A 15583-nucleotide genomic window follows, 5' to 3' on the forward strand; every position below is an offset into this window, starting at 1 on the left:
GTGCCGTCAGCGGGTGACCGTGATCCGGTCCCCCCCGGTGACGCCGTTGACCGTCGCCGTCAGGGTGACCGTCCCGGGGCGCAGCCCCGTCACCTCGCCGGTGGCCGGGTCGTACGCCGCGATGTCACCCCGGTCCGCCGAGCGCGGCGGCCCGATGTGCAGCCGGTCCGTACCGGACCAGTCCGCGCTGACCGGCCACGCCACCGGCACCTGCCGCGCGCCCTGCGCGAGGGACGCCGTCGCCGCCGCCGAGCGGCCCACGCGGACCTCCTCGGGCGCGGCCACGGCCAGCGTGTCCACGTGCGGCCGGGTCTGCACGGAGACCCAGTCGGGCAGCCCGCGGTGGGGCGCGTTCCGCGCCTGCTGCTGCTCGCCGCGCGACACCTCGTCGACGCCGATCAGCGACCAGCCGGAGAACCCGCCCTCGCCGGGCGGGGTGGCCGGGGCCTTCCCGGAGTTGCCGTTGATCAGGTACGGCACCCCGTCGACGTGCTCGGCGTGGAACGTGCCGACGTGCCCGCCGACGAACGCCGCGCCCTTGCCCGTACGCGCCCGGAAGTCCGCCAGCCAGTCCTCCAGCACCCGCGCCTCCTTGCGGTCGCTGAGCTGGCTGGCGCGCTGCGCGGTCGGGTCCCGCGGCGGGACGTGCTGGACGACGGTCACCGAGTCCACCGACGGGTCCTTCGCCGCCGCCTCCAACTGCCGCTTGACCTCGGCGATCTGCGCGTAGCCGCCGCCGCGGAGCGTCAGCGAGGAGGTGTCGAGGGTCAGGAAGCGGGTGCCCTTGTGGTCGAACGTCCGCTGCGCGGGTCCGAACTCGGCGACGAAGTTGGCGACGGAGCCGCCCATCACCTCGTGGTTGCCCGGCACGTAGTACCAGGGCACGGCGTCGCCCAGCTCCTCCTCCAGTATCCCGCGGGCGAGCGTCAGGTCCTCGGGCGAACCCTCGTCGACCAGGTCGCCGTTGACGATGAGGAAGTCCGGCCGGGCCGCCCTGATCTCCTGGAGGGTGCGCCGGGTCTGCCGGACTATCGGGCTGTCCGGCTCACGGGCGACGAACTGCGCGTCGGACATCACCGCGTACTGCCAGTCCCGGTCCGCCGTCTCGCCGCCGGAGTCGATCAGCGGGTCGCGGTGGGCGGGCGTGCGCGGCAGGTCGACCCCGGGCGGGCTCTGCGCGGTCAGGCCGTCTATGACGACCTCGCTGCTGTACTGGCTGGTGGGCTTGGCCTCCGCGAGGTAGAAGCGGAAGACGGACAGGGGGTACTGCGTGCCCTCCGGGACCTGGAAGACGACCTGCTTCCAGCCCTGCCAGGTGACGTAGTCGCCGCGGAGCACGAGGTCGGCGCCCGCGCCGTCCTTGAGCTGCAGCGACGGCCAGGCGCCCTTGCCGTCGCCCTTGATCCACAGCCCGAAGCTCAGCGGCTGGCCGGGGATGGCGATGCGCTGCGGTGGCGTGACGTACGCGGCGCGGGTGGCGGTGGACTGGGAGAAGTCGTACGTGATCTTCATCCCGGCGCCCGTGTGGCCCTCGGGTTCCGGGGCCAGCGAGCCGGTGGCTCGGGCCGTGGAGAAGGTCCAGTCGGCGGCGTTCTCGAAGTCCGCCAGCTCCGTCTCGGTGAGCCCGACGGTGAGCGCGACGTGCGTGGTCCTGCCCTGCACGGTCGCCTTGAGCACGCCGGAGGCCGTCGGTTCGGTGGTGCGGGCGCGTACGGTGAAGCCGCCGCTGCGCGCGTCCGGGGCGATGTCGAAGAGCGCGCGGTCGTAGTCGAGGCGTACGTCCGCGGGGTCGACGGGTGCGCTGGTGCCGTGGGCGTCGCGGCCGACGATGCCGAAGGCGGCCTCGTCCGCCGGGTCGGCGAGGCCGACGCGCTCGCTGGTGGGCGTGATCTGCTCCAGCCGGTCCAGGACGGTCAGTTCGACGCTCCCGGACGCGCCGCCGCGCCGGGCGGTGACCTCCGCGGTGCCGCCGCGGCGGGCCGTGAACGTACCGTCGCCGTCGACGCCGCCGATGTCGCCCCGGTTGCTGGACCACGACGGGCGGCCGGGCGCGGGGCCGTACGTCTCGTCGTAGCCGGCGGCGTCGAGGTCGCGGGTCAGGCCCGGGAAGACGCGGTCGGGGTGGCCGCCGGGCACCGGGTCGACGCCGGGCGCGAGCTTCGGGTCGGCGGCGGTGGTGACGCGGAAGTCCTTGAGCTTGCCGCTGCCGCCGGGGGCGGTGAACGCCAGGCCGTTGGGGACCTCCCGCTCCTCGCCGTCGGACGGCGAGTTCTCCACGAACCGCTCGTCGGAGCCGGGGGCGCGGGCCACGAGGGTGGAGGAGCCGCCGCCGTCGAGGTTCAGCGCGTCGTACGCGCCGAGGGCGTCCATCATCCTGGCCAGCTGCGTGAGCGTGACGCCGCCGGCGTCCGCCTGGCGGCCGTCGACGGTCAGCACGTGCATGGTGCCGCCGTCCTTGGAGAAGCCGACCGCGGTGCGGGGGGCGGCGGTGTTGTTGGGCTTGCCCTCCCAGTCCTGCGGGACGCCGTCCTCGACGAGGACGCCGCGCCCGCCGACGGCGGTACGGGGCACGGGGCCGCCGTCGCCGGTGCGGACGTCGTACTCCACCTGCACCGCGTCGCCCTGTGAGAGCTGGGCGAGGATCTTGGCGCCGGTGTCGCGGCCGACGAGCACCGTGGTGCCTTCGGCTATCGCGCCCTTCCCGGGCCCCGCGGTCACCTCGGCGACCTTGCCGTCCCGCACGGCGACCTCGGTGACCTCGGTGGCGCCGTCGACCGTCAGGGCGCGGTCGGCCTCGCCCCACCGGGCGTTGTACGCGCCGATGCCGTCCGCGGGGACGTTGGCGGCGTTGTGGCCGCCGAGGGGGTGCGTGCCGTCGGGGAGGGTGAGGGTGCCGTCGAAGTACAGGTCGAGCACGCGGCCCGCCTGGTCGGGGCCGACACCGACCGCCTCGGAGACGCCGGGCGCCGACGAGTGCGTGGCGCGGCCCTCCTCGACGCCGGGGCCGAGGGGGCTGCCGGTCTCGTTGATGTCGAAGAAGTCGGCGTTGATGGCGGCCACGGTGGTGCGGCCGGGGCCGGGGTCGTGCTCGGCGGCCAGTTCGGAGACGGGGGCGCGTTCCGAGACCTTGCCGCCGAGGTAGTCGACGCGGGTGCCGGCCCCCAGGTCGACGCTGAGCGCGTCGGCCTTGAGCCACTTGTCGGTCTCCAGCCGCTCGAAGGAGGTCAGTTCCATCCCGGGGGCGACGGGCCGGGAGACGGAGGCGATGTCCATGCCCTCGCCGGCGGGCACGGAGACCGGACCGGCGGCGCCGGTCGCGGCGGGCCGCTCCTGGCCGACGGCCGCGGGGGCCCCGAGGAGCAACAAGGAAGCCGCCGCTGCCGCGACGGCTCTGGGTCGGAAGGGTTTACTGCGTACTCCCGCTCTGAGCACGTTTTCTCCTTGGAACGACACGGGAACGCACGCTTCTTGCGCACGGCGGGCCACAGCCTGGCAGTGGAAAGTGGTCTACACCAGAGGGCGCGCGCAAACTCCGACCGAACAATTGCCGCCGCCGGTCCGTCATTTGAGATCGCGTCAGACAGGTCCGTACCAGGTGGGAGGGGGCGGGCGTGTCGGCGTGACACGCCCGCCGCGTGTCGTCCGGGCGTCAGCCGCGGCGCTTGGCCGCGGTCTTCTTCGCCGCCGCCTTCTTGGCGGGGGCCTTGGCCGACGTGGCCTTGGCGGCCTTCTTGGCCGTCGTACGCCTCCGGGCCGGCGGCGAGTCGCTCACCCGGTCGCCCAGGATGTCCCGCAGGAACTTCCCCGTGTGGCTGGCCGGCACCGCGGCGACCTCCTCGGGCGAGCCCTCCGCCACCACCAGGCCGCCGCCGCTGCCGCCCTCGGGGCCGAGGTCGACGACCCAGTCGGCGGTCTTGATGACGTCCAGGTTGTGCTCGATGACGATCACCGTGTTGCCCTTGTCGACCAGCCCGGTCAGCACGCCGATCAGCTTCTTGATGTCCTCGAAGTGCAGACCCGTCGTGGGCTCGTCGAGCACGTACACCGTGCGGCCCGTGGAGCGCTTCTGCAGCTCGCTCGACAGCTTCACCCGCTGCGCCTCGCCGCCCGACAGTGTCGGCGCCGGCTGGCCGAGCCGCACGTACCCGAGGCCCACCTCGTTGAGCGTCTTCAGGTGGCGCGCGATCGCCGGCACCGCCTCGAAGAAGGACAGCGCCTCCTCGATCGGCATGTCCAGCACCTCGGCGATGGACTTGCCCTTGTAGTGCACGTCCAGCGTCTCGCGGTTGTACCGCGCCCCGTGGCAGACCTCGCACGGCACGTACACGTCCGGGAGGAAGTTCATCTCGATCTTGATCGTGCCGTCGCCGGAGCAGTTCTCGCAGCGGCCGCCCTTGACGTTGAAGGAGAACCTGCCCGGCTGGTAGCCCCGGACCTTCGCCTCCGTCGTCTCCGCGAACAGCTTGCGGACGTGGTCGAAGACGCCCGTGTACGTCGCGGGGTTGGAGCGCGGCGTACGGCCGATGGGCGACTGGTCGACGTGCACCACCTTGTCCACCAGGTCGTCCCCGTCGACCCGGGTGTGCCGGCCGGGCACGCTCCGCGCGCCGTTCAGCTCGCGCGCGAGGTGCGTGTAGAGGATGTCGTTGACCAGGGTCGACTTGCCCGACCCCGAGACACCCGTGACCGCCGTGAGCACCCCGAGGGGGAACGCCACGTCGATGTCCTGGAGGTTGTTCTCCCGCGCCCCGCGGACGACGAGCTCCCGCTTGCCGTCCACGGGCCGCCGGATCTCCGGCGTCGGGATCTCCCTCTTCCCCGACAGGTACTGCCCGGTGACCGACGCGTCGTTGTCCAGCAGCTCCTTCAGCGAACCGCTGTGCACCACCGTGCCGCCGTGCTCGCCGGCGCCCGGGCCGATGTCCACGACCCAGTCGGAGGTCTTGATGGTGTCCTCGTCGTGCTCGACGACGATCAGCGTGTTCCCCAGGTCGCGCAGCCGGACCAGGGTCTCGATCAGCCGGTGGTTGTCCCGCTGGTGCAGCCCGATGGACGGCTCGTCCAGCACGTACAGCACGCCGACGAGGCCGGAGCCGATCTGCGTGGCGAGCCGGATGCGCTGGGCCTCGCCGCCGGAGAGGGTGCCGGCGGCGCGGTTGAGCGACAGGTAGTCCAGGCCCACGTCGACCAGGAAGCGCAGCCGCTCGTTGACCTCCTTCAGCACCCGCTCGGCAATGGTCTTCTCGCGGTCGCTCAGCGACATCTCGCCGAGGAAGTCGGCGCAGTCGCTGATCGACATCGCCGAGATGTCGGCGATCGACCTGCCCTGCACCGTGACCGCGAGGACGACCGGCTTCAGCCGCGTGCCGTTGCAGGTCGGGCAGGGGACCTCCCGCATGTACCCCTCGAAGCGCTCGCGGCTGGAGTCGCTCTCCGCCTCCGCGTGCCGCCGCTTGACGAACGGCACGGCGCCCTCGAAGGCCGTGGTGTACGACCTCTCGCGGCCGTACCTGTTGCGGTAGCGCACCTCGATCTTGGTCCGGTGCCCCTGGAGCAGCGCCTTCTGCGCCCGCTGCGGCAGCCCCGCCCACGGGATGTCCGTGCGGAAGCCGAGGTCGTCGGCGAGCGCGCCGACGAGCCGGGCGAAGTAGTCCTTGGTGTGGCCGTGCGACCACGGGTGGATGGCGCCCTCGTCCAGCGACTTGTCCGGGTCGGGGACGATCAGCTCCGGGTCGACCTCCATCCGGCTGCCGATGCCCGTGCAGTCGGGGCAGGCGCCGAACGGCGAGTTGAACGAGAAGGAGCGCGGCTCCAGCTCCTCGAACGACAGGTCGTCGTACGGGCAGTAGAGGTGCTCGGAGTACATCCGCTCGCGGTCCGGGTCGTCCTCGTCCAGGTCGACGAAGTCGAGGATGACCATGCCGCCGGAGAGCCCGAGGGCGGTCTCGACGGAGTCCGTCAGCCGGCGCTTGGCGCTCTCCTTGACCGTGAGGCGGTCGACGACCACCTCGATCGTGTGCTTCTCCTGCTTCTTCAGCTTGGGCGGGTCGGTCAGCGACGACGTCTGCCCGTCGACCCGCGCCCGGCTGTACCCCTTCGACTGCAGGTCGGAGAAGAGGTCCACGAACTCGCCCTTGCGCTCGCGCACCAGCGGCGACAGCACCTGGAAACGGCTGCCCTCGGGCAGCGCGAGCACCTTGTCCACGATCGCCTGCGGCGACTGCCGGGTGATCGGCCGGCCGCACTCCGGGCAGTGCGGCTTGCCGATACGGGCGAAGAGCAGCCGCAGGTAGTCGTAGACCTCGGTGATCGTGCCGACCGTGGACCGCGGGTTGCGCGAGGTGGACTTCTGGTCGATCGAGACGGCCGGCGACAGCCCCTCGATGAAGTCGACGTCCGGCTTGTCCATCTGGCCGAGGAACTGCCGGGCGTAGCTGGACAGCGACTCGACGTAGCGGCGCTGGCCCTCGGCGAAGATCGTGTCGAACGCCAGGGACGACTTGCCGGACCCCGAGAGTCCCGTGAAGACGATGAGGGAGTCGCGGGGCAGGTCGAGCGAGACGTTCTTCAGATTGTGCTCGCGAGCGCCACGGACGAGGAGACGGTCGGCCACGCCGGTCGGACCTTTCGTGATGAGCGGCGGGGACCGTCCGGACGGGCGGCACCCCTTGTCAAGCGTATGGGGGTGGCCGCGGAGCTGTCCGCAGCTTTCTCCCATCGAGCCACACGCTAACGTCTGGGTCTGACAACGAAGCCCGGCCCAGCATTCCCACCCGCTCGCCTCCAGGGGATCCCATGACAGAAACCGCAGGTCACACGCACGACCCCGTACGGGACATGGCCACCCTACGAGCCGCCACCGACAGCCTCCTCACCCGCGCCGGGCAGCTGGACGACGACGCGGTACGGGCGCCCAGCGCCCTGCCCGGCTGGACCCGCGGCCACGTGCTCGCCCACCTCGCCCGCAACGCGGACGCCCTGGTCAACGTGCTCACCGGCCGCCCCATGTACCCGAGCGCCGAGGCCCGCGACGCCGACATCGCCGCCGGCGCCCCCCGCCCGCTCGCCGAGCAGCTCGACGACGTACGGGCGACGGCGGCCCGGCTGGAGAAGACGGCGGCGGACATCCCGGCGGACGGCTGGTCGGCGCGGTGTGAGCTGCGCGGCGGCGTGACCGACGTCATGGCGCGGATCCCGTTCCGGCGGCTGGTGGAGGTGGAGCTGCACCACGTGGACCTCGACGCGGGCTACACGCTGGACCAGCTCCCGGCCGACTTCGTGGCCCGGGAGATCGCCTTCCTCAGCGCCCGCTTCGCGGGCAACGAGGAGGTCCCGCCCCTGTCCCTCTCCGCCCCCGGCGGTGGGACCTGGACCACCGGCGCCGCGGCGGGCGCCGCCGGCGCCCCGGTGCGGGTCACGGGCGCCCCGTACGCGCTGATGGGCTGGCTCGCCGGCCGCACCACGGGCACGGGCGTACGTACCGAGGACGGCGCCGCACTGCCGACCCTGCCCCCTCTCTGAGAGGCTGGTCACATGTCGTACACGGGCAAGGTCACCGTCGGCGGCGCCGCCGACGTGCACGAGCTGACTGACCTGATGATCTCCAAGGTCGCGGTCGGGCCGATGAACAACAACGCCTATCTGCTGCGCTGCCGCGCGACGGACGAGCAGTTGCTGATCGACGCCGCGAACGAGCCCCACACGCTCCTCACCCTCGTCGGCCCGGACGGCATCACCTCCGCCGTCACCACCCACGGCCACGGCGACCACTGGCAGGCCCTGGCCCCGGTCGTCGCGGCCACGGGCGCCCGCACCTACGCGGGCCGCGCGGACGCCGCGGACATCGAGGTCCCGACGGACGTCCTGGTGGACGACGGCGACACGATCACGGTGGGCCGCATCCCGCTCACCGCCCGCCACCTCGTCGGCCACACCCCGGGCTCCATCGCCCTGGTCTACGACGACCCCCACGGCCACCCGCACGTCTTCACCGGCGACTGCCTCTTCCCGGGCGGCGTGGGCAACACCTGGGGCGACGCGGAGCGCTTCACGTCGCTGCTGCACGACGTGGAGACGAAGATCTTCGCGGAGCTGCCGGACGAGACCTGGGTCTACCCGGGCCACGGCGACGACACCACCCTCGGCGCGGAGCGCCCCCACCTGGCGGAGTGGCGCGAACGCGGCTGGTGAGGGCGAGGACCTGAGCGGTCGGCCCCCTCCGCGGAGGTAGCCTGTCGCAGCCCCGCGACCGGCGGGAGGGACCGTGGAGGGAGCCGGTGGACGCCTCGGATGACGCCGGGCAGGTCGTGCGCCCCCAGACGCTTCTGCTCGCCCTCTTCGGCGACCAGGTGCTCGGCCGCGGTGTGGCCGTCTCCGCGGGCAGCATCATCGCCGTGCTGAACCGGCTGGAGGTCGGCGAGCACGCCACGCGCGCAACCGTGGCCCGGATGGCGCGCCGCGGCCTCCTGCGACCGATACGCCGTGGCCGTCAGGTCTTCTTCGGACTGGCACCGCGCGGGGTCACGGTGCTGCGCGACGGCCTGCGCAAGCTGGAGGCCGAGATCGTGGACCGGGAATGGGACGGCCGCTGGACTCTGCTGGCGTTCTCGGTGCCGGAGACGCGGCGTGCCGACCGTCACGCGCTTCGGACCCGGCTGGGGTGGGCCGGGTTCGCTCCCCTGCGCAGCGGCCTGTGGGTCTCGCCGGGTACGACGGACATCTCGCAGGTGCTGTCCGAACTGGACCTGCTCGACCATGCCTCGGTCTTTCGGGGCGAGGCGGCGATGTGGAGCGACCCGGCGAGGATCGCCCGGGAGGCGTGGGACCTGCGGGCGCTCGCCACGAGCTACCGGGGCTTCCTCGACCGCTGGTCGGGCGGTGCCTTCCGTGAGCTGGACGCGCTGTCGCGGCGGACCCGGATGACGGCGGAGTGGTTGCTGCTGATCCGCCAGGACCCGCGGCTGCCGCCCGCACTGCTGCCGCCGGAGTGGCCGGGTGTGCGGGCACAGGAGATGTTCCGGACCCTGCAGGCCGAGCTGATCGCCCCCTCGGACGAACTGGCCGCGGCGTGGCTCGCGACCATCGCCGACACAGGGGCACAGCACCCTTCGGCCAATGTTTGACACATCATTGACGGTCGTTATCGAGCTGCCTAACTTGATGCGGGCGGGGCCAGAACAGGAGGCAGCATGACTCGCATCAGAGCCGCTCTCGCCACCCTCGCAAGCGGCTTACTGATCGCCCTCGCCGCCATCGCCGCCCCGGCGTCGGCAACCGCGGCCGAACTCGTCGAGGTCACCGACTTCGGCGATAATCCCGGCAATCTGCGCATGCACATCTACGTTCCCGATGCAGCTCCCGCCAGCCCGGCGATCGTCGTCGCCATGCACGGCTGCGGTGGCTCCGGTCCCGGCTTCGCCGGGTCCAGCGAGTTCAACTCGCTGGCCGATCAGTACGGGTTCGTCGTCATCTACCCGACCGCGACGAAGCAGACGGCGATGTCCAACTGCTTCGACGTGTGGTCACCGGAGTCCAAGACCCGTGGCGGCGGCAGCGATCCCGCGTCGATCGTCTCCATGGTCGGCTACGCGGAGCGGCAGTACAGCGGCGACCCCGCACGGGTCTTCGCCACCGGCAGCTCGTCCGGCGGCATGGAGACGCAAGCCCTGCTCGCCGTCTACCCGGACGTGTTCAAGGCCGGGGCGTCGTTCATGGGCGTCCCCTTCACCTGCTTCGCGAACGAGGCCGATTTCCCGCCCTGGACGAGCCAGTGCGTGAGCGGGAACCTGGACAAGTCTCCGCAGCAGTGGGGCGACGCGGTCCGGGCCGCGTACCCGGGCCACACCGGTGACCGCCCCCGGGTACAGCTCTGGCACGGCACCGCGGACCCCCTCGTGCCGTACCAGCTTCATGGAGAAGCGGTCGAGCAGTGGACCGACGTCTTCGGCCTGAGTCAGACCCCGACCTCGACGGACCAGCCGCAGCCCGGCTGGACGCGCGACCGCTTCGCCGACGCAAGCGGGACCGTGCGGGTCGAGGCCATCAGCGTCCAGGGCGCCGGCCACAGCCTGCCCATGAGCGGCATGGCCGGCGCGGCCGTGTCGTTCTTCGGCATCGACGGAACCTGACCGCCTGCGGCCGGGCTTGACGGAGGGGAGCCGCTGGTGCGGTCCCGCACTGACGGCTCCCCTTCGCCCTCCGGCGGACGTGCGACTGGTGACAGCAGGGGCGGGGTGGCTTGGGGGTGGCGAATTTCGACTTCGCTCAGTAGTCGCACGATTACGCGAATAGCCTGATCGTGTCGACAACTGACGAGGGGTGACGCGTATGGGCGCGGGCGGCAGTGAGCAGGCAAGGCACCAGCGGAAAGCGGGAAAGCGCGTCAAGAAGGAGAAGGAGGCGCCGCCGCCGACCTGGGTCGCGTACGGGAAGCTGGTCAAGCTCCACCGCAGGCGCGCCGGCCTGACGCAGCCCCAACTCGCCGAGGCGGTGGGCTACTCCTACGAGACGGTCTCCGCCATCGAACAGGCCAGGCGGCCGGCGAAGCTGGCCTTCACGCGGGGCGCGGAGCGGGAACTCGACGCCCGCGGCACGCTGATGGTGCTGCAGGAGGAGGTGGACCGGGCGAAGCTGCCGGAGTTCTTCCGGGACGTCGCGCTGCTGGAAGAGGAGGCGTTGAGCCGGTACGACTGGGATCCGCTGCTGGTGCCCGGGCTGTTGCAGACGGAGGGCTACGCGCGGGCGTTGTTCTCGGCACATTGCCCGCCGCTCGCCGAAGAGGAGATCGAGCTGAGCGTGGAGGCGCGACTGTCGCGGCAGCGGCTGCTCACCAGGAAGAAGCCGGTGGAGCTGTGCTTCATCGTCGGCGAGGCCGCGCTCCGCAACCCGGTGGGCGGAAAGCGGGTACAGCGCGAGCAGTTGGAGGCACTGCGGAAGCACGCGGATCTGCCGCACGTGGAGATCCAGGTGATGCCTTGGACCTGCGGCTTCCATCCCGGGCTCAACGGCCCCATGGTCGTCATGGAGACGTCGGCGCACGAGACCGTGGGTTACGTGGAGTCGCAGGAGGCAGGGTTCGTCGTCTCCGACGCTGACCGTGTCAGCGCGTTCACTCACCGGTATGGAAAGATGCGTTCACTGGCACTGAACCCCGATGAATCGGCACAGTTCATCGACCGCCTGGCAGGAGATCTATGAACGTGGAGCAGGCAACGAACGCCGGCAGCTCACGTGAGTCGGCTTGGGTGAAGAGCAGCTACAGCGGGTCGGACGGCGGCAACTGCGTAGAGGTCGCCGTCGCGTGGACGAAGAGCAGCTACAGCGGATCGGGCGGCGGCAACTGCGTAGAGGTGGCTGTCGCGCCCGAGCGAGTGCACGTGCGCGACTCCAAGGACCCCTCCGGCCCCGTGCTCACGGTGTCGCCCGAGGCGTGGACTTCTTTTGTCGCCTTCGCGTCGGCCCAAGAGCCCCGCTGACGGTGTAGCTCTACGTGCCCGGTCCCGGACGCCCTCCGGGCCGGGCACGTAGAGGGTCTGGGTCAGTCCTCGCTCTTGCCCGGGCGGCCGGCCTCCGCCGGCTCCTCCGCCTTCTTCTCGGACTCCAGGCGGCGGGAGGCCCGCAGGCTCGTGATCGTCGTGATGACCAGCACGCCGCCGATGACGCTCAGGGAGATCGCCGTGCTGATCTCCGGGACGTGGACCCCGTTCTCGTGCAGCGCGTGGAGCACCAGCTTCACGCCGATGAAGCCGAGGATGGCCGACAGGCCGTACGAGAGGTGGACCAGCTTCTTCAGCAGCCCGCCGATCAGGAAGTAGAGCTGCCGCAGGCCCATCAGCGCGAAGGCGTTCGCGGTGAAGACGATGTACGGGTCCTGGGTGAGGCCGAAGATCGCGGGGATGGAGTCCAGCGCGAAGAGCAGGTCCGTGGTGCCGATCGCCAGCATGACGATCAGCATCGGCGTCATCAGCCGCTTGCCGTTCTCGGTGATGAACAGCTTCGTGCCGTGGTACTTGTCGGTGGCGGCGAAGCGGCGCTCGACCATCTTGAGCAGCCGGTTCTCCTCCCACTCCTCTTCCTCGTCGTCGCCCTTGGCCTCCTGGATCAGCTTCCAGGCGGTGTAGATGAGGAACGCGCCGAAGATGTAGAAGACCCAGGAGAACGACGCGATCAGCGCGGCGCCCGCGGCGATGAACGCCGCGCGCATCACCAGCGCGATGAGGACGCCGACCATGAGCACCCGGGCCTGGTACTGCGGCGGCACGGCGAACTTGCTCATGATGATGACGAAGATGAAGAGGTTGTCGACGCTCAGCGACTTCTCGGTGACGTAGCCGGCGAAGAACTCACCGGACGCCTGGCCGTCGCCCCAGATCAGGAGTCCGACGCCGAAGAGTCCGGCGAGGACGATCCAGATGATCGTCCACGTGCCGGCCTCCTTGAGCGTCACCTCATGGGGTTTCCGGCCGACGAAGAAGTCGGTGCCGATCAGGGCACACAGGCCCACGATCGTGAGCACCCACAGGGTCAGCGATACGTCCACTCGTCCTCCGCGGCAAGTCCGGCATGTACAGCGTCATGGTTGCCGGGCGTGCCTTCCACTCGGAGAACTGGAAGCTCACCCCCAACCGTCGACTGTATAGAACGAGCCAAGCCATGGCAAAGTTCCGATCAAATATGCAGGTCAGAGCGTATGCGAACCGGGGGCCGCGTACGCGAAACGGCCCGCAGGCGCAGTGCCTGCGGGCCGTGCGTGATGCGGTACGGACCGGTCAGCGGCGCAGCGCGCGGCGGGCCGCCGCGACCTGGGCCAGCACCTGTTCCAGCACCCGGCTGCCCATCGGCGCGCGGGCCGGCTCGTACGTCCAGGCGTGGCCGATCCAGGGGTCGGCCAGGTGGTCGTCCGGGGTGGGCGTGAGCCTGAGCATGCCGCGCCAGAACGGGTCCAGCAGCGGGCCGTAGCCCTTCGCGTCCTCGCGGTCGGCGACCACCAGCAGGTGCACACCGACGGACGGGCCCTCGTCCGCGAGGTAGCGCAGCTGGTTGATGGCGCGGTCGTCGAAGCCGTGCGGGAAGTCGTTGACCACGAGGAGCTGCTGCGCCGGATCCAGGTCCGGCGGCAGCGCGTCGGCCGCGCCGCTGCGCAGCGCCATCTGCACCAGGTCGATGCGCTGGGTCAGCCGGGTGAGGGTGTCGGTGACGCCTGCCGCGCCCTTCGGCGGCGGCTCGGCGAGGACGCCGGAGTGGAGCAGCGGGGTGAGCGCCGGGGTGGCGGTGCCGCCCGGGTCGATGAAGTGGACGTTGAACTCGCCCGCCGGGTGCACCGACATCAGCCGCGCGGCGTGCGCCACGGCGGTGTCGAGCGCCAGCGCGCGCCGCTCCGCGGCGTCCGGGAAGCCGCGCTCCGGGTCGCCTTCGAGCGCTCCCGGGCCGAGGGAGGACGTACCGCTGTCCACCCACAGGCCGCGCTCCAGCGGCAGCCGTACGAGCAGCGGAACGCGCAGCTCCGTGTGCTCGGGGAGGTGGAGGTCGCCGAGGCGCAGGGCCATCGGGGACTCACCCGGCACCTCGTACTCGTGCCACACGGGGCTCGCCCAGGAGGCGAACGCCGGCGGCAGCGCGGGCTCGACGACGCCGGCCTCGGCGACGAGCTGCCCGAGGTCGCGGTCGAGGACCTCGCGGGCCCGGTCGACCAGGGTCGAGTGGCGGGCGAGCACCTCGGCGCGCGCGGAGTCGGCGATGGAGCCCATCCGGGCGCGCGGGTCGGCCAGCAGCTGGTCGAGTTCGCGGTCCATCCGGGAGTCGGCGAAGTCGACGGCGCTGCGGTACGCGGCGACCGTGCGGGCCAGGTCCTCGAACATGCCCCAGACCTGGTTGTACAGCCGCTCCTCCATGCTCCAGCCGGGGGCGTCGCCCGCGACCGGCTCCGGCGGGCCGGACTTGGCGCGGTCGCCCTGCGGCGGGACGCCGCCCGCGGCGGCACCCGCCCCGGCCGGTGCGCCCGCACGGGCTCCCGCGCCGGTGCCGGCCCCCACGTCCGGGGGCGGCGGCGCGGCGGCGGACGCGGGGGCGCGCGGCGTACCGGACGTGCCCGGTCCGCTGCCCGGGGCGCCCGATGCCCCGGCGGCACCCGCGGCCGCGGCGCGGCGCGGGTGGCGGTAGTCGACGGGCCCGGCCTGCGCCTGCCGCTCCTCGGCCGCCGGCTGCGGACGCCGGGCGCCCGCTCCCGCCGGCTGGCCGGCGGTCGGCGGCGGCGCCGGGGCGACGGCGCGGGCGAGCCCCTCGGCCACGGCCCGTTCGATGTCCGCGGCGAGCTGCTGTGCCTCCGGCAGGCCCTGGTCCGCGAGCATGGCGGCGAGCCCGCCCGCGTACCCCTGGCCCACGGCCCGGATCTTCCACGCATCGCCCCGCCGGTACAGCTCCACGGCGGTGACCGCCGACTCGCTGTCCAGGCCGGTGATGACGAACCGCGCGATCGCCGTGCCGTCGAGGCCCGTGACCGCCACCGACGGCGGCTCGATGGCGCCGAAGCTCCGCGGCCCCGGCACGCCCGCGGGCAGCGCCAGCAGTACGTGTACGCGCTCCACGTCCGGCGGGACCGCGTCCAGGTCTACCGCCAGCCGGTGCTCCGCCGCGGCCTGGGCGGGCACTTCGAGGCCCGGCAGCTGCGGCGCACCGGGGTGCGCGATCCGGCCCGGGTCGCTGACCCTGCCGTCCTCTCCCCCCAGCGTGGCGCCCGGCGTCACCGGGCTCCCCGCCGAAATCCTGATCTCCACCCGGGTCTGCGGCAGCAGATGGTTCTGCCCGCGGACCAACTCGGCCGTCATGCGGCCCTCCCCTGCACTCGCTGCGGCCGTCGACGTCGCGTCATGCCTCGGAAACCGGTCGTCCCGTCGCCCCTAGAGAAGCGGCTGGATCGACGGCATCAGGTCCTGGAAGGTACGGCCGTTGGCCGGCGAACCCAGGGCGGTCATGCCCCAGCCGGACCCGGTGCGGTGCACCTTCGCCATGATCTGGGCGGTGTACGTGCCGCCGCCGGTGAGCGTGTAGCGCGCCAGCTCCTGGCCGTTGCTCTCGTCCACGAGCCGGCAGAAGGCGTTCTGCACCTCTTCGAAGGTCTGGCCGGTGAAGGAGTTCACCGTGAAGACGACCTGGTCGATGTGCACCGGCACGCGCTGCAGGTCCACCAGGATCGACTCGTCGTCGCCGCCCTGGCCGGCGCCGCCGACGAGGTTGTCGCCGGTGTGCCGCACCGAGCCGTCGTCGCTGACGAGGTGGCGGAAGAAGACCACGTCGACGGGCTCCTTGTCGGCGAAGAGCACGGCGGAGGCGTCGAGGTCGATCTCGCGCGTGCGCTTCCCGAAGAGACCGCGCCGTTCGGCGGCCTGCCAGCCCAGCCCCATGCGGACCGAGCTGAGGGTGCCGCCATCGGACTTCTGCAGGCTGATGGCCTGACCCTTGGACAAGTTGATCGACACGCTTACGTTCCCCTCCTGCTTCGAACGCGCCATGACCGGCGCGCTGCCACGCACATTACGCAGGACAGCGGCCCTGTGCTCCCCCCGGAGGAGGATTTGTGGCGCTCCTG

The 15583-nt window shown here is 71.9% G+C and carries 11 protein-coding genes; 6 read left to right on the plus strand and 5 right to left on the minus strand.

Going from position 1 to position 15583, the window contains the following annotated elements; genetic code table 11:
• Nucleotides 1-6: 6 nt before the first annotated feature.
• A complete protein-coding gene (locus tag LG396_RS23015; protein WP_225796221.1) occupies nt 7-3273 on the minus strand; it encodes a phosphodiester glycosidase family protein in 3267 nt (1088 codons plus the stop codon).
• A 376-nt stretch (nt 3274-3649) separates the two neighbouring features.
• Nucleotides 3650-6613, minus strand: coding sequence for an excinuclease ABC subunit UvrA (gene uvrA / locus LG396_RS23020; RefSeq protein WP_225796197.1), 2964 nt, complete (start codon nt 6611-6613; stop codon nt 3650-3652).
• A 224-nt stretch (nt 6614-6837) separates the two neighbouring features.
• Between uvrA and LG396_RS23025 the strand changes: the two genes are divergently transcribed.
• From LG396_RS23025 to LG396_RS23050, 6 genes are all read left to right on the plus strand, one after another.
• Nucleotides 6838-7521, plus strand: a complete 684-nt coding sequence (locus LG396_RS23025; protein ID WP_225796222.1) for a maleylpyruvate isomerase family mycothiol-dependent enzyme — start codon at nt 6838-6840, stop codon at nt 7519-7521.
• A gap of 12 nt (nt 7522-7533) precedes the next feature.
• A complete protein-coding gene (locus LG396_RS23030; protein ID WP_018835667.1) occupies nt 7534-8190 on the plus strand; it encodes an MBL fold metallo-hydrolase in 657 nt (218 codons plus the stop codon).
• 86 nt (nt 8191-8276) lie between these two features.
• Nucleotides 8277-9122: a PaaX family transcriptional regulator gene (locus LG396_RS23035; RefSeq protein ID WP_225796198.1), complete on the plus strand. Its 846-nt coding sequence runs from the start codon at nt 8277-8279 to the stop codon at nt 9120-9122.
• Between the two features lie 66 nt (nt 9123-9188).
• Nucleotides 9189-10127, plus strand: coding sequence for an extracellular catalytic domain type 1 short-chain-length polyhydroxyalkanoate depolymerase (locus LG396_RS23040; RefSeq protein ID WP_225796199.1), 939 nt, complete (start codon nt 9189-9191; stop codon nt 10125-10127).
• A gap of 199 nt (nt 10128-10326) precedes the next feature.
• Nucleotides 10327-11196, plus strand: coding sequence for a helix-turn-helix domain-containing protein (locus LG396_RS23045; protein WP_225796223.1), 870 nt, complete (start codon nt 10327-10329; stop codon nt 11194-11196).
• Nucleotides 11193-11474 carry a DUF397 domain-containing protein gene (locus tag LG396_RS23050; RefSeq protein ID WP_018852362.1) on the plus strand — a complete coding sequence of 94 codons (282 nt, stop codon included), beginning with the start codon at nt 11193-11195 and terminating at the stop codon, nt 11472-11474. Before LG396_RS23045 ends, LG396_RS23050 begins: the two co-directional genes overlap by 4 nt.
• Nucleotides 11475-11536: 62 nt before the next feature.
• Here LG396_RS23050 and LG396_RS23055 read toward each other — a convergent pair whose 3' ends face one another.
• The 3 genes from LG396_RS23055 to LG396_RS23065 form a co-directional block, all read right to left on the minus strand.
• Nucleotides 11537-12538 carry a TerC family protein gene (locus tag LG396_RS23055; protein ID WP_225796200.1) on the minus strand — a complete coding sequence of 334 codons (1002 nt, stop codon included), beginning with the start codon at nt 12536-12538 and terminating at the stop codon, nt 11537-11539.
• Nucleotides 12539-12767: 229 nt separating this feature from the next.
• Nucleotides 12768-14822 (minus strand): TerD family protein, encoded by a 2055-nt coding sequence (locus LG396_RS23060; RefSeq protein WP_225796201.1) that lies wholly within the window; start codon nt 14820-14822, stop codon nt 12768-12770.
• Nucleotides 14823-14894: 72 nt separating this feature from the next.
• Nucleotides 14895-15506: a TerD family protein gene (locus tag LG396_RS23065; protein ID WP_372483551.1), complete on the minus strand. Its 612-nt coding sequence runs from the start codon at nt 15504-15506 to the stop codon at nt 14895-14897.
• Nucleotides 15507-15583: the final 77 nt, after the last annotated feature.

Source organism: Streptomyces aculeolatus (assembly GCF_020400605.1).
Classification (GTDB): Bacteria; Actinomycetota; Actinomycetes; order Streptomycetales; family Streptomycetaceae; genus Streptomyces; species Streptomyces aculeolatus.

Bases quoted from the DNA above. Each gene is read 5' to 3' on its own strand.
- LG396_RS23030 (WP_018835667.1), top strand. From the start codon at position 7,534: ATGTCGTACACGGGCAAGGTCACCGTCGGCGGCGCCGCCGACGTGCAC.
- LG396_RS23025 (WP_225796222.1), top strand. From the start codon at position 6,838: ATGGCCACCCTACGAGCCGCCACCGACAGCCTCCTCACCCGCGCCGGG.
- LG396_RS23015 (WP_225796221.1), bottom strand. From the start codon at position 3,273: ATGGACATCGCCTCCGTCTCCCGGCCCGTCGCCCCCGGGATGGAACTG.
- LG396_RS23065 (WP_372483551.1), bottom strand. From the start codon at position 15,506: ATGGCGCGTTCGAAGCAGGAGGGGAACGTAAGCGTGTCGATCAACTTG.
- LG396_RS23060 (WP_225796201.1), bottom strand. From the start codon at position 14,822: ATGACGGCCGAGTTGGTCCGCGGGCAGAACCATCTGCTGCCGCAGACC.
- LG396_RS23050 (WP_018852362.1), top strand. From the start codon at position 11,193: ATGAACGTGGAGCAGGCAACGAACGCCGGCAGCTCACGTGAGTCGGCT.
- LG396_RS23040 (WP_225796199.1), top strand. From the start codon at position 9,189: ATGACTCGCATCAGAGCCGCTCTCGCCACCCTCGCAAGCGGCTTACTG.
- LG396_RS23045 (WP_225796223.1), top strand. From the start codon at position 10,327: ATGGGCGCGGGCGGCAGTGAGCAGGCAAGGCACCAGCGGAAAGCGGGA.